Annotated in this window: 20 protein-coding genes and 1 tRNA gene; 15 read left to right on the plus strand and 6 right to left on the minus strand. The window is 67.6% G+C overall.

The genetic code is table 11. From position 1 onward, the window contains the following. Positions 1–81: 81 nt before the first annotated feature. A complete protein-coding gene (locus tag ACWIHT_RS08925) occupies positions 82–588 on the minus strand; it encodes a protein-tyrosine phosphatase family protein (protein ID WP_456165859.1) in 507 nt (168 codons plus the stop codon). A 96-nt stretch (positions 589–684) separates the two neighbouring features. Here ACWIHT_RS08925 and ACWIHT_RS08930 point away from each other — a divergent pair, with 96 nt between their 5' ends. Next, positions 685–1,488 (plus strand): nuclease-related domain-containing protein, encoded by an 804-nt coding sequence (locus tag ACWIHT_RS08930; RefSeq protein WP_456165861.1) that lies wholly within the window; start codon positions 685–687, stop codon positions 1,486–1,488. 158 nt (positions 1,489–1,646) lie between these two features. On the opposite strand, the gene ligD is transcribed toward ACWIHT_RS08930, so the two are convergent. Then, positions 1,647–2,528 carry a non-homologous end-joining DNA ligase gene (ligD, locus tag ACWIHT_RS08935; RefSeq protein WP_456165863.1) on the minus strand — a complete coding sequence of 294 codons (882 nt, stop codon included), beginning with the start codon at positions 2,526–2,528 and terminating at the stop codon, positions 1,647–1,649. A 60-nt stretch (positions 2,529–2,588) separates the two neighbouring features. Here ligD and ku point away from each other — a divergent pair, with 60 nt between their 5' ends. Beyond that, entirely contained in the window at positions 2,589–3,590 is a 1,002-nt protein-coding gene (ku, locus tag ACWIHT_RS08940) for a non-homologous end joining protein Ku (protein WP_456165865.1), read from the plus strand. A gap of 143 nt (positions 3,591–3,733) precedes the next feature. On the opposite strand, the gene ACWIHT_RS08945 is transcribed toward ku, so the two are convergent. Further along, entirely contained in the window at positions 3,734–5,500 is a 1,767-nt protein-coding gene (locus ACWIHT_RS08945; RefSeq protein WP_456165867.1) for a beta-ketoacyl-[acyl-carrier-protein] synthase family protein, read from the minus strand. 398 nt (positions 5,501–5,898) lie between these two features. On the opposite strand from ACWIHT_RS08945, the gene ACWIHT_RS08950 reads away from it, so the two are divergent. Beyond that, complete coding sequence (locus ACWIHT_RS08950; protein WP_456166047.1) at positions 5,899–8,280, plus strand: endonuclease/exonuclease/phosphatase family protein; 2,382 nt, start codon at positions 5,899–5,901, stop codon at positions 8,278–8,280. A gap of 344 nt (positions 8,281–8,624) precedes the next feature. Here ACWIHT_RS08950 and ACWIHT_RS08955 read toward each other — a convergent pair whose 3' ends face one another. Beyond that, positions 8,625–9,938, minus strand: a complete 1,314-nt coding sequence (locus tag ACWIHT_RS08955; protein ID WP_456165869.1) for an acyltransferase family protein — start codon at positions 9,936–9,938, stop codon at positions 8,625–8,627. A gap of 226 nt (positions 9,939–10,164) precedes the next feature. Here ACWIHT_RS08955 and ACWIHT_RS08960 point away from each other — a divergent pair, with 226 nt between their 5' ends. The 7 genes from ACWIHT_RS08960 (at position 10,165) to ACWIHT_RS08990 (ending at position 18,478) form a co-directional block, all read left to right on the plus strand. Beyond that, a complete protein-coding gene (locus ACWIHT_RS08960) occupies positions 10,165–11,796 on the plus strand; it encodes a chitinase (RefSeq protein ID WP_456165871.1) in 1,632 nt (543 codons plus the stop codon). 147 nt (positions 11,797–11,943) lie between these two features. Next, positions 11,944–13,428: a glycoside hydrolase family 16 protein gene (locus tag ACWIHT_RS08965; protein WP_456165873.1), complete on the plus strand. Its 1,485-nt coding sequence runs from the start codon at positions 11,944–11,946 to the stop codon at positions 13,426–13,428. 35 nt (positions 13,429–13,463) lie between these two features. Beyond that, the gene (locus ACWIHT_RS08970) at positions 13,464–13,820 is read left to right on the plus strand and encodes a hypothetical protein (protein WP_456165875.1); all 357 of its coding nucleotides are present in this window, start codon (positions 13,464–13,466) and stop codon (positions 13,818–13,820) included. A gap of 277 nt (positions 13,821–14,097) precedes the next feature. Next, positions 14,098–14,697, plus strand: a complete 600-nt coding sequence (locus ACWIHT_RS08975; protein WP_456165877.1) for a lamin tail domain-containing protein — start codon at positions 14,098–14,100, stop codon at positions 14,695–14,697. Between the two features lie 298 nt (positions 14,698–14,995). Beyond that, positions 14,996–15,256, plus strand: coding sequence for a hypothetical protein (locus ACWIHT_RS08980; protein WP_456165879.1), 261 nt, complete (start codon positions 14,996–14,998; stop codon positions 15,254–15,256). Between the two features lie 762 nt (positions 15,257–16,018). Beyond that, complete coding sequence (locus tag ACWIHT_RS08985; RefSeq protein WP_456165881.1) at positions 16,019–16,552, plus strand: hypothetical protein; 534 nt, start codon at positions 16,019–16,021, stop codon at positions 16,550–16,552. An 876-nt stretch (positions 16,553–17,428) separates the two neighbouring features. Beyond that, a complete protein-coding gene (locus ACWIHT_RS08990; RefSeq protein WP_456165883.1) occupies positions 17,429–18,478 on the plus strand; it encodes a beta family protein in 1,050 nt (349 codons plus the stop codon). Between the two features lie 667 nt (positions 18,479–19,145). On the opposite strand, the gene ACWIHT_RS08995 is transcribed toward ACWIHT_RS08990, so the two are convergent. Next, positions 19,146–20,744, minus strand: coding sequence for a hypothetical protein (locus ACWIHT_RS08995; protein WP_456165885.1), 1,599 nt, complete (start codon positions 20,742–20,744; stop codon positions 19,146–19,148). Between the two features lie 297 nt (positions 20,745–21,041). Here ACWIHT_RS08995 and ACWIHT_RS09000 point away from each other — a divergent pair, with 297 nt between their 5' ends. From ACWIHT_RS09000 to ACWIHT_RS09015, 4 genes are all read left to right on the plus strand, one after another. Continuing rightward, positions 21,042–22,199 (plus strand): AAA family ATPase, encoded by a 1,158-nt coding sequence (locus tag ACWIHT_RS09000; protein WP_456165887.1) that lies wholly within the window; start codon positions 21,042–21,044, stop codon positions 22,197–22,199. Continuing rightward, the gene (locus ACWIHT_RS09005) at positions 22,196–22,390 is read left to right on the plus strand and encodes a helix-turn-helix transcriptional regulator (RefSeq protein WP_067029612.1); all 195 of its coding nucleotides are present in this window, start codon (positions 22,196–22,198) and stop codon (positions 22,388–22,390) included. The genes ACWIHT_RS09000 and ACWIHT_RS09005 overlap by 4 nt, the downstream gene beginning before the upstream one ends. Beyond that, positions 22,387–23,841, plus strand: a complete 1,455-nt coding sequence (locus ACWIHT_RS09010; protein WP_456165890.1) for a tyrosine-type recombinase/integrase — start codon at positions 22,387–22,389, stop codon at positions 23,839–23,841. Before ACWIHT_RS09005 ends, ACWIHT_RS09010 begins: the two co-directional genes overlap by 4 nt. Positions 23,842–24,174: 333 nt before the next feature. Next, a complete protein-coding gene (locus ACWIHT_RS09015; RefSeq protein ID WP_456165892.1) occupies positions 24,175–24,963 on the plus strand; it encodes a hypothetical protein in 789 nt (262 codons plus the stop codon). A gap of 736 nt (positions 24,964–25,699) precedes the next feature. Here ACWIHT_RS09015 and ACWIHT_RS09020 read toward each other — a convergent pair. Next, positions 25,700–25,771, minus strand: a tRNA-Arg gene (locus tag ACWIHT_RS09020). Positions 25,772–25,830: 59 nt separating this feature from the next. Here ACWIHT_RS09020 and ACWIHT_RS09025 point away from each other — a divergent pair. Then, the gene (locus ACWIHT_RS09025) at positions 25,831–26,436 is read left to right on the plus strand and encodes a response regulator (RefSeq protein WP_456165894.1); all 606 of its coding nucleotides are present in this window, start codon (positions 25,831–25,833) and stop codon (positions 26,434–26,436) included. Positions 26,437–26,543: the final 107 nt, after the last annotated feature.

Here is a 26,543-nt window from a genome sequence, read left to right on the forward strand (position 1 = left end):
ACCCTATTCGTACGGAAGTCCTTTTTGTTCACGCCCCTCGGTGGGCCGGAGAAACGATTACCCGGCAGCTCGGACGGTCGGCTACTCGGTCAGCTCCTCCAGCAGCCGGGCCGTGGACAGTCCCGCCCGCAGATACTCCACGAACAGTTCGTTGTGCAGCGCCCACGGCGAGCGGCGGGTGCGGATGAGCCGTATCGCCTCCTCGGTGGAGTACCCGCGCCGGACCAGCGCGTGCGCGACGACAAGCCCCGACCTGTTGTAGCCGTGATAGCAGCGGACGAGGACCTTCCGCCCGTCGTCCAGCGCGTCGCACGCGGCCCGGGCCAGCCGCATCACGCCCGCCAGCTGCGTCCCGTCCAGCGGCCCGTCCGGAATCGGCCACACATGGTGCTCGACGCCGGAGTCGGGCCCGTGCCCCGGCAGCCGCAGCAGCGTCTGCACGAGATCGAACTCGTCCCGCACCACCGCGAACTCCCGTTGCCCGGAGCGCCCTCGGAACTCGTGCCCGCCCATCCACAGACCGGTGACGATCTCGCTCCACGGAGTGTCCGGAGCGGGTACGTCGGGTTGCTTCCTGCGCGTCCGCAACGGCGCCTCCCCAAGCCCCAGCGACTGACCCAAAGGTAACCGGGTTCTTGCCCCTTGAGCACCCCGCCTGTTCCCATGGTCGAGGGGTGATGGTGCATGAGCGGACTGCGCATCGTACCGACCTGGCGCCATGGTCAGGAACGGCTGTACGTCTGTCACACGGACGGAAGGAACGTCGCCTGGTACGACCGGGAGGCGGCCAGGATCAACCTGCTCAGCGAGGACAGCAGAGAGGACGTGCTGCACGCCCTCGGCCCCTTCCTCACCGGCCCGGTCACGATCGGCCCGCCACCGGTGCCGACCCCCGCGGAACTCGCGCGGCTCTCCCTCCACCCCGACGACGACCTCGCGCCCAACCGCCCAGGCGAGGCGCTCCACCTCGCCCTCGACCGGGACCCCGGCCCACAGCACCGGCTCCGCCCCGACCAGCGCCGCCGCGCCCTCACCGCCGAACAGGCCGTCGGCGAGGCCCTGGACGCACTCGACGGCGCCGGCTGGCACACCCTCCACTCGATCCCGCTGCCCGGCGGCGACCGCCTCCACCACCTGGTGATCGGCCCCGGCGGCCTCTTCGCCGTCCACGCGCTGTACGCCCGTAAACAACGGGTCCGTATCGCCGACCCCATGGTCACCCTGGGCCGCCGCGACCCGCTCCCCCTCCTCCGCCGAGTCCGCTCCGACGCCGACCGCGCGTCCTACGCCCTCACGGCCGAGGTCCGCCCGGTCCTGGCCCTTGTCGGCCCGACCGACGTCACGGTGACGACCCCCCTCCGAGAGGTCCGCGTACTCCAGGACACGGAACTCCCCGGACTGGCAAGAACGGGCGGGGTGTTGAAGCCGGCGGACGTGGAGGCGCTGCACGCGATGGCCAGGGACCGGCATACGTGGGGGAAGGTGTGAGGGGGCACGGCTGACGGCACCACAACCCAGCCCGTCCGGCGTTTGAGGACGAGGCCGTTCGGGCCGAAGCGGGGGGCTGGGGGCGGCAGCCCCCAGGGACGGGACGGGACGGGTAGGGATAGGGGTAGGGGTAGCGGTAGGGGCGGCGGGGGCGAAAATCACGGCACAGCCCCCACCGACCCTCCACCGACCAACGGCGCCAGCAAATCCCCGTACTCCCGCAGCCGTACCCCCATGTCCGTTGCCAGAAAGGCGAGTTGACGCACCGACCGACACGCCTCCACCTCCTCCCACGTCACCGGCGCCGACACACTCGGCGCGGCCCGCGCCCGCAGCGTGTACGGCGTCGCCGTCGTCTTCCGCGCGGCGTTCTGACTCCAGTCGACGAACACCTTCCCCGCCCGCAGACTCCGCGTCATCCGATGCACGACAAGCCGGGGGAGCGCCTTCTCCGCCGCCACGGCCAGCGCCTTCGCGTACTCGACGGCCCGCTCCGACGGCACCGGCTCCACCCCCGCCAGCAGGTGCAGCCCCTTCGCCCCGGACGTCTTGACGTACGCCTCGATCCCGTCCGCGGCCAGCCGCTCCCGCAGCCACACCGCGACCTCACAGCACTGCACCACCGTCGCAGGCGCCCCCGGATCGAGGTCGAACACCAGCCGGTCGGCGAGGCCCGGCGCCCCGATCACCCACTGCGGGGTGTGGAACTCGGTGACGAGGTTCGCCGCCCACATGAGGGACGCCAGGTCCTGGACCAGCACCATCCGGGCCGGCCCCTCCGACCTCGGCACCTCGGCCGTGGTGACCCACTCGGGCGTACCCGGCGGCACGTTCTTGGCGAAGAACACCTGACCGTCCGGCCCGTCCGGGTACCGCAGGAAGGACAGCGGCCGGTCCCGCAGATGGGGCAGCAGGGCCTCGGCGGTCGTGGCGTAGTAGTGCAGGACCTCGCCCTTGGTGAAGCCGTCCGCCGGGTACAGCACCTTGTCCAGGTTGCTGAGCGCGAGCCTTCGCCCCTCCACCTCTGTGATCGGCGTCATACGATGAGAATCCCACGTAAACGTGATTAATCGACAGATACCGGAAGGCGGGTGCCGCAGGTGCGATCCATATGGAACGGCGCCATCTCCTTCGGCCTGGTCAGCATCCCGATCAAGCTGGTGAACGCGACCGAGAGCCACTCCGTCTCCTTCCGCCAGATCCACACCGAGGACGGCGGCCGCATCCGCTACCGCAAGGTCTGCGAGCTGGAGGACCGCGAGGTCGCCCAGGCCGAGATCGGCAAGGCGTACGAGGACGCGGACGGCACGATGATCCCGATCACGGACGAGGACCTGGCCCAGTTGCCGATCCCGACGGCGAAGACGATCGAGATCGTGGCCTTCGTACCGGCCGACCGGATCGATCCGCTCCAGATGGACGCGGCCTACTACCTCTCCGCGAACGGCGTCCCCGCGGCGAAGCCGTACACCCTGCTGCGCGAGGCGCTGAAACGCAGCCAGAAGGTGGCCATCGCGAAGTACGCGCTGCGGGGCCGGGAACGCCTGGGCATGCTGCGCGTGGTGGACGACGTGATCGCGATGCACGGCCTGCTCTGGCCGGACGAGATCCGCGCCCCCGAGGGCGTCGCCCCCGACACGAGCGTCACCGTCCGCGACAAGGAACTCGACCTCGCGGACGCCCTGATGGACACGCTGGGCGAGGTCGACCTCGCCGACCTCCACGACGACTACCGCGAGGCCGTCGAGGAGATGATCACCGCCAAGGCCTCCGGCGAACGGCCCACCGACTCCCCGGCCCCGGCCCCCAGCGGCAAGGTCCTCGACCTCATGGCGGCCCTGGAGAAGAGCGTCCGGGAGGCGCAGGAGTCGCGCGGCGCGGAACCGGCCAAGAAGGCCGAGGTCACCTCCATCTCGTCGCGGGCGACGCCGAAGCAGACCACCGGCAAGAAGTCGACCTCCACGGCGAAGAAGACGACGGCGAAGAAGACGACGACCACGAAGGCGACGACCACGAAGGCGACGACCACGAAGGCGACGAAGAAGTCCGCCGCGAAGAAGACCCCGGCCAAGAAGACGCCCCCACGGAAGCGAACAGCCTAGGGGACTACAGCGCGCCCCATAGGGGCGCGGGGAACTGCGCGACCAGCCACAACGCACCCGCACTCGCACGACGGCCGGGCGCAGCCCTACAGCCACAACGCACCCGCACCCACACCCGCACTCGCCCCCAGCCGGGCGCAGCCCTACCCCACCCGCCGCAACGCCAGCACCGCGTTGTGCCCCCCGAACCCGAACGAGTTGCTCAACGCCAGATCCCCACCCCCCGGCAGCTTCCGCCCCACCCCCACCACCACGTCCAACCCCAACGCGTCGTCCAACTCTCCACTCCCCACGGTCGGCGGCACCACCCCGTGGTGCAGCGTGAGCACGGTGGCCACGGCCTCCACCGCACCCGCCGCCCCCTGCAAATGCCCGAGATGACCCTTGAGCGCGGTGACGGGTACGGCCCGCCGCCCGAACACGGCCCGCAGCGCCTCCGCCTCCGCGAGATCGCCCTCGACCGTCGCCGTGGCATGCGCGTTCACGTGGACGACGTCCACGACATGCCCGCCCGCGTCCCGCACCGCCCGCCGCACGGCGAGCGCCACCCCCGCACCCGACGGATCCGGTGCCGCCATGTGATGCGCGTCGGCGGACAGCCCCCACCCGGCGGCCTCGCAGTAGATCCGCGCTCCACGCGCGCGTGCGTGCTCCTCGGCCTCCAGGACGAGCACCCCCGCGCCCTCCCCGTTCACGAACCCGTCCCGGTCCGTCCCGAACGGCCGCGACGGTGACGAACCGTCCTCCACCCCCCGTCCGGCCAACGCCCGCATCGCGGCGAACGACGCCATGATCGCCGGCGTGACGACCGCCTCGGCCCCGCCCGCGAGGGCGATGTCGACGCGGCCGTACCGTATGCGGTCGACGGCCGCCCCGATCGCCTCCGTGCCGGAGGCACACGCGGCGGTGACCGTGCGGGCCTCGCCGGTGATGTGCAGGTCGAGCGAGACCTGGGACGCGGCCTGCGAGGGGACGGTCATCGGTGTGGTGAGCGGGGAGACCGCGCGCGGGCCCTTCTCGCGCAGCTTGCGGTCGCCGCCGACGAGCACGGACGCGTCCCCGAGGATCGTCCCGAGGCTGACCCCGACCCGCTCCGGATCGAGCCCGCTCTCCCGCGTGCCGCCCGCCACGAACCCGGCGTCACCCCACGCCTCCCGCGCGGCGAGCACCGCGAACTGCGCGGCCCGGTTCATCCGCCGCGCCGCCGCCCGGGGGAGCAACTCCGCCGGGTCGACGGGCACGGTACCGGCCACCCGCACGGGTAGCTCCGCGAACTCCTCGCCGTCCAGTTCCCGTATCCCGTGCCGACCGTCGAGCAGCCCCCGCCACAGCTCGTCGACCCCGACCCCGAGCGGTGTGACGGCCCCGAGCCCGGTGACCACCACCCGCCGCGGCCCGTTGAGGACCGCCTCTCGCTCGGGCCGCGCGTGATGCCGTACGACGTACTCCGCGCCGCCCCAGCCACGGACCTCCGCATCGGTCGCGACCTCGTCCGTCGCCGCCCCGTCGAGGTCCCGGTGCCACACACCCCAACGCCGTGCGTACGACACCTCGTCGGCGCGCGGATCGACGACCCGCAGGGTGGTCACCCGGTCGCCGTCGCGGAACTCGACCGCCCCGAGATCGTCGGAGTCGAGGCGGGCGATCGCCCCGACGTCCATCCGGTGGCAGGCGACGGTGACGCGCAGGTTCCGCCCGAGCACCTCGTCCCGGTCGGCCCCGCCGAGCGGCGGACGCAGCGCGAGCCGGATCGTCTCCGGGGTCTCGGGCAGCGTGTGCATCACGACGTACCAGCAGTCGCGTTCGGCGTCGTCCGGGCTCAGAGCGATCAGATCGCCCGGGATGACTTCGGCGGCGCTCACCGGGTGCGGCGCGAACGGAATCTCCGGCGAATGGGGCGAATTGGACATACCTCTACACACTCCTGTGCTCAGAACGGACTTAAGGTGCGCGGCAAACCATCCAGAGTGAACTGGACGAAACGGGAAAACGCCACGGTTGAACGGTGAACCTCTTGCCGCTCGGGAGCTCTCAAGACCCGCCGGAATGGGCCGAGTTGCCCGATTCGATCACCGGACTTATGTGTGGAACGTCACTTTCGTGGCCGCGCTGGCCGCCCCCGCCCCCACTTGTTCCCTGGATTTAACGCGAGGCCCTCTGGCAACTCCCTTTCTACGCGCGTAACTTGAGCCGACTCCCCACAGGCACCGGTATCGGCAGCTACACGAAGTACGAGGAGACAGCCAGCGTGTCCAGACCTGAAGGGCGCAGATCCCGCGCCCGCCGCACCGCCTACTCGATCGTCTCGGTGGGCGCGGCGGGAGCGTTCGCCTTCACCGCCCTGCCCGCCGCGCACGCCACCCCGTCGGCCTCGGCGGTGATCGCCGAGGTGTACGGCGGCGGAGGCAACTCGGGAGCCACCCTGACCCGGGACTTCGTGGAACTCGGCAACGCCGGTTCCACGGCCTACGACCTGTCGGGCTACAGCGTGCAGTACCTGCCCGGTACGCCTTCCTCCGGCTCCACTTGGCAGGTCACCGCCCTCACCGGCGCGATCGCCCCCGGCGCCCGCTACCTGGTCGGCGAGGGCACCGGCAGCGGCGGCACCACCGCGCTGCCCACCACCGACGCCAGCGGCTCGATCGCCATGAGCGCCACCACCGGCACGATCGCCCTGGTCTCCGGCACCACCGCGCTCACCTGCAAGACCGCCGCGGACTGCGCGGCCGACACCCGGATCGTCGACCTGACGGGCTACGGCACCGCGGTCGTCCGCGAGGGCAGCGGCCCGGCCACCGGCGCCTCCAACACCGCGTCCGTCGCGCGCGCCGACTCGCTCGCCGACACCGACGACAACGCGGCCGACTTCACCGCCGCCACCCCCTCCCCGGTCAACTCGGCCGGCCAGACGCCCGGTTCGGGGGACGGCGGCGGTGGCGACGGCGGCTCGCCGACCGACCCCGGCACGGTCCGCGTCCACGACATCCAGGGCACGACCCGTCTCTCGCCGTACTCCGGCCAGACGGTCACGCGCGTCCCGGGCATCGTCACCGGCGTTCGCTCCAGCGGCTCCCTCGGCTACTGGATCCAGGACCCGACCCCCGACACAGACCCGCGCACCAGCGAGGCCGTCTTCGTCTACACCGGCTCCACCAAGCCCACGGTGGCGGTCGGCGACTCGGTCCTGGTCACCGGCAAGGTCAGCGAGTACTACCCGAGCAGCACCAGCCAGTCCAACACCGAGATCACCGGCCCGACCACCACGGTCCTCTCCAGCGGCAACGCCCTCCCGGCCGCCGTCACGCTGGACGCCACCTCGGTCCCCGACGCCTACATCCCCACCGCGTCCGGCGGCAGCATCGAGTCCCTCGCGCTCCAACCCGCCGTCTACGCCCAGGACTTCTTCGAGTCCCTGGAGGGCATGCGGGTCACGTTCGCCGACGCGAGGGTGGTCGGCGCTTCGGACGCCTACGGCGAACTGTGGGTCACGGTCAAGCCGAACGAGAACGCGACGGCGCGCGGCGGCACCCTGTACTCGTCGTACGACCAGCCCAACACGGGCCGTATCGAGGTGATGTCGCTCGATACCACCTCAACCTTCCCCGCGGCCAACGTAGGTGACGAACTGTCAGGCACGACCACAGGCCCCCTCGACTACTCCACCTACGGCGGCTACAACGTCCAGGCCACCCAGCTCGGCACCCTCGTCGACAACGGCCTGAAGCAGGAAGTGACGCGCAAGCAGAAGAAGGACGAGCTGGCGGTCGCCACGTACAACGTGGAGAACCTGGACGCGCTCGACACCCAGGAGAAGTTCGACCGGCTCGCCGAGGGTGTCGCGGTCAACCTCAACTCCCCTGACATCGTGGCCCTGGAGGAGATCCAGGACGACAACGGCGCGACCAACGACGGCACGGTGACGGCCGAAGGCACCCTGAAGCGCTTCACGGACGCGGTCCGCGCGGCCGGCGGCCCGGCGTACAAGTGGCGTTACATCTCGCCGACGAACGACGCGGACGGCGGCGAGCCCGGCGGCAACATCCGCCAGGTCTTCCTCTTCAACCCCAAGCGGGTCTCCTTCACCGACCACAAGGGCGGCGACGCGACGACCGCGACGAGCGTGGTGAAGACCCGCAAGGGCGTCGAACTCACCTACTCCCCGGGCCGGATCGACCCGACCAACGCGGCCTGGGAGGACAGCCGCAAGCCGCTGGTCGGCGAGTTCACCTTCCAGGGCGAGCAGGTCTTCGTCGTCGCCAACCACTTCATCTCCAAGGGCGGCGACCAGCCCATCCACGGCCGCTACCAGCCCCCGGCCCGCAGCTCGGAAACCCAGCGCGCGGCCCAGGCGGCGGAGGTCAACACCTTCGTCAAGTCCCTGCTGGCGGCGGACAAGAACGCCAAGGCGATCGTCCTCGGCGACCTGAACGACTACGAGTTCTCCCAAACGGTGACCACCCTGACGGCCGACAAGGTCCTCAAGCCCCTGATCACCACCCTCCCCGCCGCCGAGCGCTACACCTACGTCTACGACGGCAACTCCCAGACCCTGGACCACATCCTGACCAGCCCCGCGGTGACGTCCTTCAACTACGACGTCGTCCACATCAACGCGGAGTTCGCGGACCAGGCGAGCGACCACGACCCACAGATCGTCCGGATCGACCTGTCGAAGTGCGGTAGGCACTAGCTAGCGCTGTTGACGTCTGACGGGACTGACGGGGCTGACAGGGCTGACGGGGCGGGACGGCGTAAGTCGCCTCGCCCCGCCTCGTCAGCTTCTCGGGGCGGGGCAGGACAACCCCCTGAGGGGTGTGCCGTCTCGATGCTGGCGAGGGCAAGTCTTTGAGGGGCGCCGAGCCGTCTCGATCCCGGCCAGGGCACCTCCCTGAGGGGCGTGCTGTCCTGATGTCGGCGAGGGCACTCCCTGAGGGGCGTGCCCTCTCGACGCCGACCAGGGCAACTCCCTAAGGGGCGCGGGGAACTGCGCGACCAGCCACAACGCGCCCGCACTCGCAAGCCAACGCAAGCCCCTCAGACGCTAAGTCGCACACCCCGGTCCACAACACTCCGCCCCGTCACCATGACCAGCCCCACCCCGACCGCCAGCCCCAACGCCGGCAGCACCGGAAACCGCCCGCCGTAGGCGAACCCATGCCCCGCGAACCAGATCAACGCCCCCACACTCGCGGCCAACCCGAGCCACAACGCCCAAGCCCTGCGCACGAGATCACCCGGCCGTGTCCGCTCGTACACGACCGCCAGCCCACGCTCCAACGGCCGCAACGCCCCTACGACCCCCACCAGCACACCCCCGAGCACAACCAGCCACGGCACCCGCAGCACCCACCAACTCCCCGACCCGTAAGCGGGTTCCGGCGCAAGCCCGGTGAGATAGAACGCACCGGCGACGATCAGCACAGGCAGCATGTGCCACAGGTAGAGCGTCATACTGGCCCCGCCCAACGGCCGCACCAGCCGCCAGAGTTGAACGCGCTCCAGCAACCCCCGCAGCATGGGCGCGAGCAGCAACGCCAGCCCGACCTGCCCAACTACCCACGCCAGCATGGCCGCAGACGGGGGATTGGTGTTGCTGGGGCTCTGCCCGGTGACGAGGATCAGACTCACCGGGAACGGCCCGAGCCAGACCAACGCGGCGAAGCCGACCACACCACCCACAGCCATGAACGCGGGCAGCGCGGACAGCTCGCTGAGCAGCATGTCCCGCCAGCAGAAGCCCAGTTGATAGGCGACGCCCCACACGAGCACGTAGTTCAGCAGTCCTACGGCGGGCGCGTGCACGCTGACCACCACCGAGTCGGCACCCAGGGCAACCGCCCCCATCACCACCGGCACCCGCAACCCCCACCGCCGATGTGCCGTGCACAGCACCGGAGTTGCCGCGCTGAGCAGCAGATACACCGGCAGGAACCAGAACTGCATGGCCATCGCCCACCCGACGAGCGCGAGGGTGTCGGCGTCCACCCCGACCGCCACGCAGATCGCGACGGCGACCAGCACCAGCCCGCTGTACACCCCCGCGGGCAGCAGCAGCCGTAGCGCTCGCTGCCCCACCCAGCCGGTCGCGGTACGGCCCTCGGCCCGCGCCCGCTCCCAGGAGCCGCCCGCCGCGTGCCCACCGGCCAGGAAGAACAGCGGCATGATCTGGAAGCCCAGGGTGAGCCACTGCGTCCAGGGCACGGTCGCGAGCAACTCCGGTGCGCCGATCGCCCCGTTGGGCTCCCGCACCAGCCCGGTGATCAGCCAGTGCCCGAACACCACCAGCACGATCGCCCACGCCCGCAGGAAGTCGACGTAGCGATCCCGGCCCCCGCTCAAGTCCCCCATGGGACGCCATGGTGCCGTGGGAGTACGGCAGTTGGGGCGGACGTGCGCTCTCCCGCAACCAATCCGTGCCCGTCACGACACCCGCTCCCGGCCCCCGTTTCTCTTGACCCGCCCTTGCCTTGACTCGCCCCTGTCAACGCTGCTTCCCTGAGCCCACACATCGAATTGGTCTGCACCAATATCGATCAGGGATTGAATCGATTCACCCCCCACTGGAGGACGCCATATGCGCACCCGATCGAGATCCCGTTCCCTCCTTTCCGTCGCCCTGCTGACCGGAGCCCTAGCCGCCGCCGGACTCACCGCGGCGGCCCCCGCGTCGGCGGCCTCCGCCCCGAACGCCTGGCCCGCCCATGTCTTCGCCCCGTACTTCGACGCGGGCTCGGGAAACGTTTCCCTCACCGACGTGGCCAACAACTACGGCACCAAGTTCTTCACCGCCGCGTTCGTCGACGGCCCCGGCTGCCAGTGGCAGGTACCGGGCCAGTCCGCCCTCCAGTCAGCGATCGACGGCATCCGCGGCCTGGGCGGCGATGTCTCCGTGTCCTTCGGCGGCTACACCTCAGACACCGCGCTCACCGAGATCGGCGACTCCTGCTCCAGCCCCGAGGCGGCGGCAGCGCAGATCGAGAGCGTCATCACCACCTTCAACCTCTCGCACGTCGACTTCGACATCGAGTCGGCCTCCCTCACCAACTCCGCCGGCATCGACCGCCGCGACAAGGCCCTTGCCCAGGTGCGCAGTTGGGCCGCCAACAACGGCCGCGCACTCTCGATCTCCGTCACCCTCCCCGCCCTCCCCAGCGGCCTCTCGGGCGACGGCGTGAACGTGCTGAACAACGCCCGCGCCAACGGCTTCACCCCGGACGTCGTCAACCTCATGACCATGGACTACGGCTCCTCGGGCACCGACATGGGCAACGCGGCCAACACGTCCGTGGACGCGGCGGCGGGCCAGGTCGCGAGCGCGTTCGGCATCTCCACGTCAGCCGCGTACGCCAAGCTCGGCAACACCCCGATGATCGGCCAGAACGACAGCGCGGGCGAGGTCTTCACCCTCGACAACGCCCGCAGCGTGGAGGCCTTCGACGCGTCACGGGGGATCGCCCTGACGTCGTACTGGTCGCAGAACCGCGACAACGGCGGCTGCGCGGGCTCGACTTCGGCCCAGAGCACATGCAGCGGCGTCAGCCAGAACTCCGGTGACTTCGCGCGCATCTTCCAGGCGTTCACGTCGGGCAGCAGCAGCGGTGGCGGGAGCACCGGCTCCACCACGCAGTCCCTGCCCGGGACTTGGGCCCAGTGCGCGAGCGAGAACGGCACCTGCGCGGTCAACGGGACGACCGCCGTGGCCTACGGCGCGAGCGGCAGGTTCAACTACGCGACGGAGACCGGCTCCACACCGTGCACCAACGCGATCTTCGGCGACCCGATCTCCGGCACGGCCAAGTCCTGCTACGGCCAGACGGCCCCGCCCGCGACCGACGTCTGGACCTCCTGCGCGTCGGAGAACAACACCTGTTCCTTCTCCGGCGTGATGACGGTGGCGTACGGCGCGGGCAGCTCGTTCAACTACGCGACCCTGCCCGGCGGTACGGCCTGCTCCAACGCCGTGTTCGGCGACCCGATCCCGGGCACCGCCAAGTCCTGCTACCTGATCGGCGCCCCGCCGTCGTTCGCCACGTGGACCAACTGCGCTGCGGAGAACGGGACTTGCGGCATCACCGGCACCCACGAGGTGGCGTACGGGGCGGCCGGACGGTACGTGTACCGGTCCGTGTCCGGGTCCACCGGGTGCAGCAACGGGGTCTTCGGCGACCCGATCTCCGGTACGGCGAAGTCCTGTTACGTCCAGTAGCACTCATAGCACTCATAGCACGAGTCGCATGAGTCGCGCGACTCGCACAAGCCTCACGAGTCTCACGAGGAAGGCCGGACGATGTTCAGATCACGAACGACGATGTTCAGACCGAGGAAGACCGGCCCGACCGGACGATCCTTGCCTGTGCGGCAAGTGATCTGGCTCGCGGCCCTGACCCCGGTCGTGGCGCTGCTCTACGGCGCCACGACCGCCCAGCCCGCGACGGCAGCCGCCCCCGGAGCACCCTCCGGCTGGTCGACCGTCTTCAGCGACGACTTCAACGGGTCGGCGGGGTCGGCCCCTTCGTCGGCCAACTGGAAGTTCGACACCGGCCCGGGTTCGAGCTTCGGCACCGGTGAGATCGAGACGATGACCGACTCGACCGCCAACACCCACCTCGACGGCAACGGCAACCTGGACATCACCGCGCTGGGCTCCGGCAGTTCATGGACCTCGGGGCGGATCCAGACCCCGACCGCGAACGTGGGCGCACCGGCAGGCGGCAAGCTGGAAGTCACGGCATCCATCCAACAGCCGAGCCCAGCAAGCGGGTTGGGCTACTGGCCGGCGTTCTGGATGCTGGGCCCCGGCCAGTGGCCGGAGAACGGCGAGATCGACATCATGGAGGACGTCAACGCCCTCTCCGACGTGGCCGGCACGATCCACTGCGGCACCTCCCCGGGCGGCCCCTGCGACGAGGGCACCGGAATCAGCAGCGGCCTGCGCGCCTGCCCCGGCTGCCAGAGCGGCTTCCACACGTACTCGATGATCCTCGACCGCACCAACACCGCGGCGGAGACGATCACCTTCTACCTGGACGGCAGCGCCTACTACACGGTCACCGAGGCCCAGGTCGGCACCGCCACCTGGCAGGCCGCCTTCGACCACAACCAGTCGATCATCCTCGACCTGGCCATGGGCGGCGCGTTCCCCAACGCGGCCTGCGGCTGCACCAGCCCGAGCGCCGCGACCTCCTCGGGCGGCACACTGAGCGTCGACTACGTGGCCGCGTACACCACGACGGGAAGCACCGTGGGCTCCACCACCCAAGCCCTGCCCGGCACTTGGACCCAGTGCGCGGCGGAGAACGGGACCTGCGCGGTCAACGGCACGTCGGTGGTCGCCTTCGGCGCGAACGGCCGTTTCAACTACACGACGGCGACGGGCTCGACACCCTGCACCACCGCAGTGTTCGGCGACCCGGCCTCCGGAGTGGTGAAGACCTGCTACGCGGAAACGGCGCCCCCAGCAGCCGACATCTGGTCCCCGTGCGCGTCGGAGAACAACACCTGTTCCTTCTCCGGCGTGATGACGGTCGCGTACGGCGCCGCGGGTGCATACCGCTACGCCACGCTCCCGGCGGGCACCCCCTGCACCAACACGGTCTTCGGCGACCCGATCCCGGGCACCGCCAAGTCCTGCTACCTGATCGGCGCCCCGCCGTCGTTCACCACATGGACCAACTGCACGCCCGAGAACGGGACTTGCACCTTCTCCGGCACCCACGAGGTGGCGTACGGGGCGGGCGGCCAGTACTTCTACGGCACCTTCACGGGCGGCACCCCGTGCACCAACACGGTGTTCGGCGACCCGGCGTCAGGAACGGCGAAGACCTGCTACTACCAATGACCGAGCGAACGTAGCCTCCCCCGCACGCCTTCGGCATGGTGGCGGCGCTCGTCCTGCGCACGGCCTGCGGCGGTGGGGGCTCGGGCGGCGGCAAGGACCCCGAGGTCGCGTCGATCAGCCATCCAGCCACCGGTTCGGGTGGCGGATCGACGAGCCCGACCGCCGACGCCGATGCGGCTGTGGGCGGCCTACTGGGCCTGCCTGCCGATGCGGCCGGTGACCCCGTGGCAGACGGAATGAAGGTCCACGCCCTGCCCGAGTACGGCGAGGACTACGACAGCGGCGCGCCCCACCTGAGCCAGTCCCAGGAGGAGCGAATCGTGAGCCAATGCACCAAGGAGTCCTTCAAGCAGCGGGAATCGAGGCCCCGGCCGTTACCCACTTTCGGGTGAGGCCTCCGGCGGACCTGGGGTGGCGCACCCTGGCGATCACGGACCTCGGGTCAGTGCCCCCAACAATTCGGGGCGTCAACCTGGTGCATCACACGCATAAATGGACGCTACAGGCGACAATCACGGAAATGCGACTGACTCGTAACGCGATTCACGTATCGCTCATATCCCGTCGGCACGGCGGAGAAGGTGTGGGTGTGCGGCCAACAGGCCGCCACCCGCACACCGCACAACCCGGGGTACGGCCGTAGCCGTATGCCAGGGAGGTGCCCGCACCATGCTGGGGGAACCCGTGACCTCTTCACCTTCCGTGTCCGTCCGTCGTCTGGCCGCAGCCGCGCTGGCTGCCGGCGCTCTCGTCGGCGCGGCGGCACTGCCGGCGACCGCTGCTGACCACGCGGCCCGGCCGAGCGTGGAGATCAGCCGCGTGCAGGCCGACTCGCCGGGACCGGACGACCGCTCCGCCCGTTCGCTGAACAACGAGTGGGTGGAGATCACCAACCACGACCGCCGCGGCGTCAACCTCGACGGCTGGAAGCTGTCGAACAAGGAGGGTCAGACCTACACCTTCCGCCACTACCGCCTCGCCGGTCACGCCACCGTCCGCGTCCACACCGGAAAGGGCCGCGACACCGCCCAGGACGTCTACCAGGACCGTCGCGACTACGCCTGGGACAACCGCTCCGACACCGCCACCCTCCGCAACGACCACCGCCGCCTCGTCGACGACAAGTCCTGGGGCGGACGCAACGGCGGCGGCCAGGGCGGCGGCCACAACGGCGGCGGCCACGGCGGTGGCGGGGGCCACGAGGGCGGCGGCCACGAGGGTGGCGGGGGCCACGAGGGTGGCGGCCACGGTGGCGGCGGCCACCACTGACCACCGGCACGGCACGATGACGTTCGATCGGCAACGAGCGTCTCGGCAGTGACGTGACGTGACGTAACACCCACGGCGCGCCGTCCCATCCAGGGGCGGCGCGCCGTTCGTCGGTCCGACCGTCCATCCACCAACTGCGGTCCTGGCAGTCCTCACCCCGAAGCCGGCCACCTCCACCTGAGGAGGCGGCCTCACCGCCTCCTATACTCCCCGCGTGTCTGAAACACCGCACTTCTTCCATATCTCATCCGTACTCAACCGCCGATCGATCGCACAACACGGCCTGGATTGGACCCGCATGGGCGCCGCACGGGGAATCGCCGGCAGCCGCCGCCCCGAGGCGGAGGGCATCTTCGTCTGCCGGGGCGAGGAGGAAACAGGGTTCTTCTTCCGGATCAACAACACCGGCGGCCCGGTCGACCTCTGGTCCGTGGACGGCATCGACGAGGCGCTACTCCTGGACAACGGCAACGGATTCGCCTACCTGCCCGAACGCATACCGGCTGAGCGAGTCCGCCTCGTACGATCAGATGTTCCGCGGACCGACGAGTCCTGGTAAACGCGGTGCAGGATCGCCAGTTGCGGGATCGGGCCCGTTGAGGCGGTTGGGCTGAGGCTGTCCGACCGCCGCCTGCCGGACGCGGGTCGGGGCATGGTGACGCCATGGGAGACGCGTCCCGTCTCCGGCAAGCAGTGGACTGATGCGGGGCAGCGACACGACCGCCGGGGGCAAGCATGGCTCCGGTGCATTCGCGATGATCCTGCTGCCCCGGGTTCGCGCTGTCGACGTCTTGGGCGAGACCTGTCACAGTCGTCGCGTGGACTGGATGTCTCCGGCTTCCACGTTGTTGGGGGCCGTTATCGGCGCTGGTGGAACACTCGCTCCTGGCGCAACGCGGTCAATGGCGGCAGCAGTTGGACGCACAAGATCGGAATGTCCGCCGCCAGTTGTGTCGGACAACATGCTGGAGGCGGTTCACGATGCCTTCGGCGCCGATGCTCTGTACTCCGTGAGGGCGCAGCTCGTGATCAGCGCCCCGGTACCGGTTGCGGAGCAGGTGCGGAAATCAATGATCGCCATGCGCGATCTACGGGATTGCGTCGGGCGCGGGAACCTCATCGAGACTGAGGAATACGCAACGGCCCAGCGAGCGGTAAGGGACAGTCAACAACGTCTGCGTGACGTGATGCGCGCAGATTTGGCCGGCCGACATTAGGCCCTCTAGCCCCACACATCGGCATCGTGCTGGGTGCACCGGCGGAGATGCCGGAAAAGGAATGGTACATAGTTTCGATCCCCTTAAAATCTTGCTATTGAAGGATGATCGGCGGAATAATTCAGGGCGATACGATTTCACGCATTTCAGGGGGAACAGTGAAGGGTAAGGCGCGTCGAGCGGTATCCGTAGCAGTCGTATTCGCATCAACGGCAGCTGTGACAGTGGTCGGTAGTGAAACGAGTAGCGCAGCAAGCCATTCCTGCTGGCGGGCGAGTCACAGTCATACCATCACCAAGTTGAGGGTTCCTCTACTGGAGAGCGGTTTCACCTATCGCTGGTGCGCCCAGAATGGTCGAATCGACGAGTTCGTCGTAGAGAGTTCGTACAGTGTAATTCGCAATTGGGTTTGGGCATCCGACCCTCGTGCCGACGTTCAGCCGACCATGTCTCTGGGACAGGACCATCTGCATGTCTATGCCGACTTCAGCGCGAAGTCGACACTCGCGGGCGGCGGAAAATTCAAGGGCACAAAAGGTGAGGTGAACGTGAGTTGGTCGCCGGGGCGTTTGGGTGACCACTACGAGATCGACTTGTGGCCGGATGGGCGAAACTCGGGCGAGATCTGGAAGGGCTGAACCCGATTCATTGACCGCACTCATCGGTTCGGCCCGCAGTGCGTTCTCGCTGTTGACCGCTGCATGGTCGGAATCGACGTTCCCATATCGCTGTTGATCACCCGCGGTGTCTACCTGCTGGATTGATGCGGCCGCGCGTGGCGAACCAAAGATCGTCAGGCATGGCAAAGGCCCGCGGTCGGCGGAGGACCCGCAGCTGGGGGCCTGGCCTTTCGTCTCCTTCTTCCTGTCCTGGGACTGGGTCTTGTCGGGGATCTTGGGGACCTGCTTCTTCTCTGCTCAGGAGTGGTGCGCCCGTCTTTCATGTCCCGCTACTCCTGGGCCACACCGTGGTTGAGGGGCGTTTGCGCCTTGGCGGGATCCGCGGACTCCCAGTTCGCGGAAGGCGCTGATCGCCCTCTGTCCTGAGGCTCCTGAGCCACCGTCACGGAGGACGATCAGAGGCGGATGGCGAACGCGATCACTGGCAAACGCCTGCTTCCAACGGCATCCGCCCGCACACACACGAAGACCCCGTCCTCAGCCGAAACGCTGATGGCGGGGTCTTTAGGCACCAAATACAAGGTGCCCCCGGCAGGATTCGAACCTGCGCACACGGCTCCGGAGGGCACGCCGTACCTGTCGCAGTTCGGCCCCCTGAACTGCTGGAACGCCGCCGACCGAGCCCGGGTGAGGAACGTTCACTCGCCACTCACTCGGAGCGGCTCCGTGGAGCCCTACCGGCACGGTACGTGGCTCGCGTGACTTCCTTCGGCCCTCAACTTTGAGCCCCATGGCGAGAACAGCGCTCTACCTGCCAGTGATTTGCCCGGTCACCCTGTCAAGAGCGGTGGGCACGACAACTGACTGAGTGTGGGGAGCGCTTGGGGGTGGCTGGTGGCCTACGTTCCTATTCTGAAGGGCAAGGCGGGGGAGTTTCTGGCGCTTGGACACGTCACAGCGGAGGTGCAGGCTCAGCTCCGCCCAGTGATGGAGATCGTGCCGGACTTTGAGCTTCGCGACTTGCTGGAGACCTTCTGCGATCACGCGATGGAGAACGTGCCAGACGGCATGGTCCTCACAGTTGACTGTGGTGCGTTGCCCCCAGTCCGCGTGCTCAGCGGGGACGCGGGCGGGCCCATGGTGCGGGTTGGGGAGTCTCTGGGGCTCCGCGGTGTTGCCATGTGCCCAGTCTTCAGGTGTTCTGATCCTGACGAAGTGTTGGCGGAAGTAGCAGCGGTGTCCGCCGGCCACCGGCAGGGGGCATGCCTGCGCGTATCTACGGCGGAGGGCCTCAGCGATTCGCTCCCCTGCGCAGACGAGATACGGGATCTGCTCCGAGCGGTACAGCTGGCTCCGGAGGAAGTCGACTTGCTGTTTGATGCAGGTCCAGTGCACTCGGATCGGGCCCGGGAAGTCCTGGCCGAAGCAACCAATGAAGCCCTGAGGCGTCTCTCATGCTGGCCATGGAGGCGCCTCTGCGTGGCGGCCGGCGCCTTCCCGGTCAACCTGAAGGGATTCGAGCGGGGCCGGGCAACGCCTGTTGTCAGGGAGGACGCGCGATTATGGCAGTCGGTCGCCGAGAAGTGGCCGGGGCGGCAACCTGAATTCGGGGACTTCGGCGTGACGTACCCCCGCATCCTGCCCAAGAGCCGTGGAACGCCAGATCCCAACATGCGCTACACCACGCCGGCCGAGTGGCAGGTCTTCGTATATCCGCGGGTCAGGCCGGGCAACGACGACTTCTTCACTCTCAGCCAGGACTTGGTCAACTCGCCCTACTGGCCTGTCACCGGAGCCGCCACGTCGTGGGGGGACGCTCGACTTCAGGAATGCGCTCAACGGAAGCGACCGAAGGCAGGTGGGGGCACCGAGTGGCGCGCCTGGGCAACCTCGCACCATCTAGCCGTCGTAACGACTCAGTTGGCGATGACTGGACATCCGTAGGGCCGCCGTGGCTGCGGAGTGGTGGCAAGGCCACCAGCGAAGCGGCGGTCCGTCGCCAAAGGCTCCGGAGCACAATCAGAGTTCAGCTTGCGAATCGGCCCTGACCAGCAGGTTCCTTGATCCTCGGAAGCGTGTTGTGCCCTCCTATATCGCAGATAGTGCGAAGCAGGAAGTCACCTCCGGCTCCTGCGCTCGATGAGAGGTCGGCTTCGCCGACGGGCTGGAACACTCCTGGGGTGTTCCAGCCCGTCTGGACCACATGCCCTCGGAACGGTGGGTGATTGGGGGAGAGGGGTACCAGGTGACGCCGGGTTCGGAGAGGGCCCAGTCCGGCACCCGTCAGGGGTTGGGAAGGCGGGGCGCAGACGCGGTCGTGTGCGACGAACGTTGTGGCGGAGTGACTGCCGATGTGCCCAAGGGGTGGATTGGGTGGGGAAGGGTGGTGGCGAGGGACTCGGTGGTGTAGTCGGTGACTGGCGGCTGATGCCGGTCTACCAGCTCGCACAATTCGTCCCAGTTATCCAAGGCGTCCAACTGTCGTTCGAAGTCATCGAAGCGAGCGCCTCCCCATCCGTTGATGGCGAACTCCATGAACAAGGAGAGCAACACAGCGTAATTTTGCTGGTATCGACCCGCGTCCCGATCTGTATCGATCGCTATCCAGCCCCTATTTTGACCTTTGATTTCGAAGTCGACACGGTAGGTGTCGAAGTCGGCCGTTACGGAGCCGTTGGCGTAGGTAATGACGGCGTGACGTTGGGTCAGCGAAGAGGGTACATGCTTGGCGACCCGCATCCGCAAGTCGATCGTGCCGTGGTGGGCAGTGGCCTCCAGCCAGGTGGGGGGCGATCTCCTGGCCGTACTCGTCGCGGACCTGAGCGGCGCGAGCGGCATGCCGGCCCAATGCGCAGCCGGTCCAGGTGACAGGGCCTGCGCCGGTGATGTGCCGGAGTAGCAGCAGCGGGTGGATGGTCGTTTCGATGAAGGGGTGCAAGGTCCCGGGGACTTCAGTCCAGAGGCGGGCATAGCTGGCCGGTGAGCGCGAGGCGCCTTCCAGGAGGTCGATCTGAGCTGACCGCACTTGTCCCAGCTCCTCGCGCAGTGCGTGCAGGGCCGCCCCGCCCAACAAGCCGGGCTCGCTGGCAGTCAGGAAGCGCGAATATATGGGTAGCGGCTGTAGGAAGTAGGTGAGTGGGAGGGCCTTTTCCAGGCTGTAGTAACTCAGGGCGAAGCCGCGGGCCATCAACTGTGCACCCTCAGCGCGCAGCACGTTGCGTTCGGGGCGGCCGGAGGCGATGGGCTTCTCCACGGCGAAGGGGATGTCAGCAGTAGCCAATGCGACAAGCTGAGTGAAGTGAGCGAATGTCGGAGAGGCGATGATGGTCGGGACGTGTTCCCGCAAAGCTGTGGCTAGCACTTTCTCTGGAGAAGTCACCTGCAGCTGGGCATCATTGCCAATCGCGGCGCGGGCGTTGGCGGTCTCAGGGTCTTCGATAGAGGAGATCGTGATGCTGCTGCGTTCGTAGCCCAGGGTTTTCAGAGCGGGCAGGATCCGGTTCAAGGTGACGTCGCCGGAGCCGATGATCGAGACTGTCTGGGCGGTGCGGGTGTCGATGCCAGGATGGGAACTGAGGGCCACGGTGATCGCGACTCCGAAATAGGCGAGGCCGAAGACTGCCAAGGTAGTTCCGAACTGGTCTCCCGCCTCGGGATTACCGATGAAGGCTTGCAGCAACTCGGTGATGCCACGCCCGGTCACATCGCTAACGAGCAGTAGTTGAATGGTCAGGAGCAGTGGGAATGTCAGCACGTACTCTGCTGGGTGGAAGATCGTGTAGTACCGCTCCACGAAGGCTCGCAGCATGAGGTAGTACGCGACCCACACTACGCATTCGGTGATCAGCAGCCAGCCCGCTGCTGAGAGTAGCTCCGCAAGCAGTACAGGTGGATGTGGGTTGGCTGCATGGCGAACCATGTAGACGGTTCCGGCCACGCCAAGGATGACGATGAAGTACCACTCGGTGTAGGCGGCGGGAAAGTCTGGACGCTGGTTCGTCGTTGGTGGTTTTGCGCTGTTCCTGCGCCTGACACCATATTTAATCCACTGAAGCGGCGATAAGAGGCGCATCAGGAAAAAGAGGTGAAACACCGCGAAGGCTAGTGGGGACCGACGGCCGCCCCAGATGTAGGAGGAAGCGGCCGGGCGAGTGGAGACCTTCTGCACTGCGCGCGAGATCCGCTCAAGAAGTCGAGGGTGCATCGTCACCGTAGTAGGGTACTTACACAGCGTTAGAATCGCTGGCGCTTAGATCGATCTGGTCAACCACATCCTCGCGCGGGGGCGGACGCCCTGGATGATCAGAGCGTTTGGAGTTTTCAACGCTCTCTACATCGCCTCCGTAGCTCTCGGACAACTGGTCGCCGGGGGAGAGCTGAGCGAAGTCGATGTAATGGGTTGGTTGTTGACTACCGCACTCTACGTAGGGCAGGGCGAGTGCGAGGCGCGCCGCACGATTGCCTCCGGCCTGCGGGCAGGTGCCCGGCGCCCCCGGACGGTCGCGGCATGAGCGCCAACCCGATCCCGCCCCTGCACCTGTACTCAGTTCCTAGCGACCCCCTACCTCCCACCGTGCCGCCGCCGAAGCGGGAACGCCCGCGGATCGCGTGGACGGCCGATCAACTCATGGCCGCGGACTTCCCCGAGCCAAAGTGGGCAGTGCCCGGCATCCTCGCCGAGGGCGTGAGTCTGCTTGCGGGACCGCCCAAGGTCGGCAAGTCCTGGCTCTCCCTCGGACTCGCCCTCGCGGTCGCCGCCGGAGGCCAGGCGTTCGACTCCGTTCCGGTCGACGGCGGACCGGTCCTCTACCTCGCCCTGGAGGACACCCCGCGCCGTCTCCAGACCCGCATGGGCAAGCTATTGGGAGGACAGCCGGCACCCGCGGGGCTCACCCTCGTGACCGAGTGCCCGCCCTTCCCCGCGGGCGGGACCGAGGCCATCGCGCAGTGGTTGGACCGCAACCCGGACGCTCGCTTGGTCGTCATCGACGTGTTCGCCAAGATGCGCGGCCAAGCCCCGCAAGGAGTGTCCGCGTACGACGCGGATTACGTCTCCGTCGGCTATGCGAAGCGGCTCGCGGACCACTACGGCGTCGCCGTCGTCCTGGTTCACCATGTCCGCAAGGCAGGCTCGGACGACTTCCTGACCGAGGTCTCCGGGACCAACGGCATCGCGGGTGCCGCGGACGCCACGCTCGTACTGAAGCGGGCCCGCGGACAGGCGGACGGCATCCTGCACGTCACCGGCCGCGACGTGGACGAAGCCGAGTACGCCCTCAGCTTCCAACCCGCCTCCGGAGCCTGGCACTTGCTGGACGGCCCCGTCACCGACCACACCGTCGGCGACACCCACGCCGCGATCCTCCGCTACGTCCGCGCCCACCCCGGTGCCAAGCCCAAGGACATGGCGGGCGAGCTGCCCCACGTCGACATGGACACGATCCGCCGGACGTGCTCGCGCATGGCCGAAGCCGGACAGCTCACCAAGGACGCAGGCAGCCGGTACTACCCGGACACCGAGACCCGGACACAGGGCACCCAAGAGGTGTCCGCACTGTCCGGCTGTCCGGTTACCCCATCTGACCAGCACGGACAACCCGGACAGTCGGAATTGGAGCTGTCCGGGTTGTCCGGGTCGACCGAAGCCGAAGGGACGGCGGTATGAGCGCCCGCGCGCTGGACGAGAAGTTGACCGTCGCGGAGGTCATCACCGATCTGAAGGTGGCTCCGTCGACGTTCTACCGGTGGCGCCAACTCGGGAAGGGCCCCCGCTCGATCAAGCTTCCCAACGGGGACGTACGAATCCGCCGATCCGAATACGAGCGTTGGCTTGCGGAGCGGGAGGACGCTGCGTGAGCACCGAGAACGACACCCCTGCCGGGCGCCCCCGCGGGTCGGCCCGGCAGGGCTACTCCTTCGACGTCAAGCTGTGGAAGGTGTCCAAGACCGGGCGTAAGTCGCGCCCGTGGCGCCTCCGATGGGTGGTCGCAGGTCGGGTGCACGGCGACACGTTCACCACCTCTGCTCTCGCGGAGAGTCGACGGTCCGAGCTGTGGCAGGCCATGAACCGGCGCGGTGAAGCGTTCGAGATCGAATCGGGACTGCCTGAGTCCGAGGTGCGCGCGGCGGCAGAAACGGCGGACACGAAGCCGTCGTTGCGATGGTTCGAGTTCTGCCGGACATACGTCGCCGGACGCTGGCGTACGAGCGCTGCCAAGTCCCGTGAGGGTATGGCGGACGGCCTTGCGGCCGTGGCTCTGGCCATGCTGAAGCGTGGAGATGGCGCCCCTGAGGACAGGGAACTTCGGTTGGCATTCCGGTGGGGGGTAATCCCTGCGAATGCGGGGGAGGAGCCGCCGGCCGAACTGAAGACCGCGTACGACTGGCTCTCGACATCGGACCGCCCGGTCGCTGCCCTGGCCGACGCCGTCGTGTTCGAGGACGTGATGTATCGCCTCAGCTACCGGCTGGACGGCACCCCGGCGGCAGGGGAGACGTACAAGAGGCGGCGCCGCGCTCTGAACACCGCTCTCGAACACGCAGTGGCCACGGGGGAACTACCGGAGAACCCACTTCAAGCATCCCGCAGGAAGCGCGTCGGTTCTTCTGGTGTGGTGGACCGTCGGGTCCTCGTGAACGCCGTACAGGGGCGTCAGTTGCTCACCTCCGCCTCCTACGTTGGGTCGTGGGACCGCAATCGCGGGCGGCGCCTGGTGGCCTTTTACGCGGTCTTGTACTACGCGGGTCTGCGTCCTGCCGAGGCCGTCGGGCTGCGACTGGCGGACTGCCATCTGCCGGACACCGGTTGGGGCACGCTGACGCTGCGGGAGACGCGTCCCGTGTCTGGCAAGCAGTGGACCGACTCCGGGGAGCGGCACGACCGCAGGGGCCTGAAGGCGCGCGAGGCGTCCACCGACCGGCCGGTTCCCATACCACCCGTCCTAATCGTGATTCTCCGGGCTCACGTGAAGGAGTTCGGGACTGCTAAGGAAGGGCGCGTGTTCGGCAACGAGCGCGGGGGAGCGGTCGGCTCATCCACCTACTGGCGGGTGTGGGAGGAGGCTCGGGAGTACGCGTTGCCTCCGGAGCGTGTTGCTTCACCATTAGCTGGGCGCCCGTATGACCTGAGGCATGCGTGCATCACGCGGTGGCTGAACGCCGGAGTACCCATCGCTGAGGTGGCCCGACGGGTCGGCAACTCTCCAGAAGTCATCCACCGTCGCTACCACGGTTGCATCGACGGCCATGAGGAGGCAGCCAACGCGAAGATCTCGAAGTTGCTGGAGGAAGACGGTGACGCCGATTAACGGCGCGCACCAACGTTCCGTTGGTCGGTCCTGAGTCGGACCGACCAACGGTTGCTCCAGCTGATCAGTACTAAAGGCGACGTTTGGATGCTGAGTTGGCGTGCTTTCTCTGTACGCGGGCGGGCGCCGTAAGTTGTGCCGACTGCGCTGGTGGCGAGATTTTCGCGTTGGGCTCAATGCCGCGACCCCTTCCAAAGTCACGGCCGTGGTTTTCACTCATTCAACATTCTCTCGCTGCGCGTGTGAGTACCTATCAACGGGCCAAGTTGCATCTCAGATCAATTGATTTACCGTAGAGGGGGGCTGCTCTCGTGCGAGAGAGGCGGCAGGTGCATGATGATTTTCCGCAAGATGTGCCGGAAGGGTGTCATAGGATTTCGTGTCCTCCTGATCCTCGTCATCGCGTTCTGCACCGCTACGCTCGCACTGTCGAGCTGGAAGATCTGGCACCTGACGGGTAGACAAGAAGCCGTCGCCATATGGGTTCTCTTCGGCGCTGCCGTTCTAGACCCGATGATCAGACTGGTCAAAGAGTACCGGCGTCCCACCGACGAAAAGCTGTCGGAGCCCCTCCAGGGCCACTTGAGTCCGTTCCTGTCCGATGTTGTCGACCTCACCCAGGCTGACTGGAGACTCGTGGGTGTGCAGGCGTTCCGGGTCAGGAGCTTCGGACATTGGAAGTGTTTGCACAGATGTAAGCGCCTCAGGGTGTATGCGCACCCAGGCCCAGTCGACGTCCGCTGGACCAAAAATAAGGGAGCGCTGGGGAAGTGTTGGGCCGATGACGCTTGGACGGTTCACAGTATGCGTGTCGCCGCGCAGCAGTTCGGCGTCGGGGTAAAGCCAACCCGGGCACAGTTCGATGGTCTGAGTGAGGACGACCGGATGGGCCTCGGGTACGAAGAGTACGGGAAATTGATCAAGGAATTCTCTGAATATGCGGCATATCCGATCAGGGACGCCGAAGGCAATTTCATCGGTTGCCTTGTGATCGACATCCCTAATGATGCAGATCCTCAACACCAGCCACCGAACGGCGAATCGCTACTTGATGTAGCTGGACTCAAGCAGAAAGCTGCGTTCTATGCTGACACGGCGGGGCGGATCATGAGCAAAGCGTGACAACTTCTCTGCGGAGCCAGCCGTGCGCCTGGGCATTGACCCGACGGGCGCATACTGTTAGGAAAGCGGTGTCGAATGAGCATTCGGCACGGCGAGTCTCAGGTGACTCCCCGACTGAGTAGGCGATGACCATGAACACAACTGTGTATGAGGCGGCCGGGGTGGAGATCTCTGATGTGGAACTGCGCGCGATTCTTCGCGAGACTTACGGGGAAGCTGGCCTTGAGTCGTACGAGAAGCTCATAGCTACGCGCCCCCCGGAGGAAGTGCAGGTCGCACTGAGGGGCCTCGTGGAGGATCTGAAGGTGCAAAGGGACGCGACTCGGAAGGGTGGACGGCGCGCTGCTTGCTAGCGCCACCCCAAGAAATCTTGGAGCCCCCAAGGTTGAGGCCTGACTCTATCCGGACGGCGCCGAGGCCACGAAAGTAGTCTGGAGGCCTTCACCTTTATGTTGAGGCCGCGCCGCGGAGGGTGGCATCTGGGCAGGCGTGGCTCTTGGGAGCTTTGGACTGCCCTGCACCAGAGACCGACGCTGGGCGGGCGCGGTTCGACGCCTTTGCAGACCGAGCTGTGTCGATGTAGGGGCCGTTTACCCGTCGGCGCATGTGTGTCGGAGGTGTGTCGTGAACAGTGAGAGACAACCAGAAAGAGCGGGAGTCAGTGAGACTGACTCCCGCTCTTTCGTGTCGGCATCCGCACAGGTCAGAGCATGATTCTGACTGTTTGACCAGCGAGTGCCCCCGGCAGGATTCGAACCTGCGCACACGGCTCCGGAGGCCGTTGCTCTATCCCCTGAGCTACGGGGGCGTGTTCGTCGCGGTGTTCTTGGCGACGGGTAGAACCCTACCAGCTCCGTACCGGTGTTCATGAACAGGTTTCCCGGTGGTCAGAGAGGTCGGGGGAGAGGTGGTCCGGGAGGTGTTCCGGGTCGCTCGCAGGGGGTGGAAGTGGGGAAAACCCGGACGCGGTGGCCGGTCCGGACCTACTCTCAAGTTGTGCCAGGCGCGTCGGGTCGGGTGCTTGTTGTGGACGACAACAAGGTCATCCGGCAGTTGATCAGGGTCAATCTCGAACTGGAGGGTTTCGAGGTCGTGACCGCGGCCGATGGTGCCGAGTGCCTGGACGTCATCCATCAGGTACGGCCCGACGCCGTGACCCTCGACGTCGTGATGCCGCGGCTGGACGGACTGCGTACCGCCGCTCGGCTGCGCAGCGATCCCCGTACCCGTGATGTGCCCCTCGCCATCGTCAGCGCCTGCACTCAGCACGAGGTCGACAGCGGACTCGACGTCGGCGTCGACGCGTTTCTCGCCAAGCCCTTCGAGCCTTCCGAACTCATCGCGCTCGTACGGCAGTTGATCGAGCGTGGGCGGCGTGACGCGGCTGATGGGTTGTCCATCGGCGGTCCCTTCGGCGCGGGCGAGGCCGAACGGGCCGGACGGGGTGGACGGGGTGGCCGTACCGGCGGCTGACGTTTCCGGGTCCCAGACGTCCGACATGGACACCTCGGCCCACCTCCACCCCGGCGTCCACATCCCGGACCCCCGGCCAAACCGGCTGGCCTACCCACCCCCCTCCT

It is taken from the genome of Streptomyces sp. NPDC002276 (assembly GCF_053891435.1).

Bases quoted from the DNA above. Each gene is read 5' to 3' on its own strand.
- ACWIHT_RS08930 (WP_456165861.1), top strand. From the start codon at position 685: ATGAGCGGACTGCGCATCGTACCGACCTGGCGCCATGGTCAGGAACGG.
- ligD (WP_456165863.1), bottom strand. From the start codon at position 2,528: ATGACGCCGATCACAGAGGTGGAGGGGCGAAGGCTCGCGCTCAGCAAC.
- ACWIHT_RS08945 (WP_456165867.1), bottom strand. From the start codon at position 5,500: ATGTCCAATTCGCCCCATTCGCCGGAGATTCCGTTCGCGCCGCACCCG.
- ACWIHT_RS08955 (WP_456165869.1), bottom strand. From the start codon at position 9,938: ATGGGGGACTTGAGCGGGGGCCGGGATCGCTACGTCGACTTCCTGCGG.
- ACWIHT_RS08960 (WP_456165871.1), top strand. From the start codon at position 10,165: ATGCGCACCCGATCGAGATCCCGTTCCCTCCTTTCCGTCGCCCTGCTG.
- ACWIHT_RS08970 (WP_456165875.1), top strand. From the start codon at position 13,464: ATGGTGGCGGCGCTCGTCCTGCGCACGGCCTGCGGCGGTGGGGGCTCG.
- ACWIHT_RS08975 (WP_456165877.1), top strand. From the start codon at position 14,098: ATGCTGGGGGAACCCGTGACCTCTTCACCTTCCGTGTCCGTCCGTCGT.
- ACWIHT_RS08980 (WP_456165879.1), top strand. From the start codon at position 14,996: ATGGGCGCCGCACGGGGAATCGCCGGCAGCCGCCGCCCCGAGGCGGAG.
- ACWIHT_RS08985 (WP_456165881.1), top strand. From the start codon at position 16,019: ATGATCGGCGGAATAATTCAGGGCGATACGATTTCACGCATTTCAGGG.
- ACWIHT_RS09000 (WP_456165887.1), top strand. From the start codon at position 21,042: ATGAGCGCCAACCCGATCCCGCCCCTGCACCTGTACTCAGTTCCTAGC.
- ACWIHT_RS09005 (WP_067029612.1), top strand. From the start codon at position 22,196: ATGAGCGCCCGCGCGCTGGACGAGAAGTTGACCGTCGCGGAGGTCATC.
- ACWIHT_RS09015 (WP_456165892.1), top strand. From the start codon at position 24,175: ATGATGATTTTCCGCAAGATGTGCCGGAAGGGTGTCATAGGATTTCGT.
- ACWIHT_RS09025 (WP_456165894.1), top strand. From the start codon at position 25,831: ATGAACAGGTTTCCCGGTGGTCAGAGAGGTCGGGGGAGAGGTGGTCCG.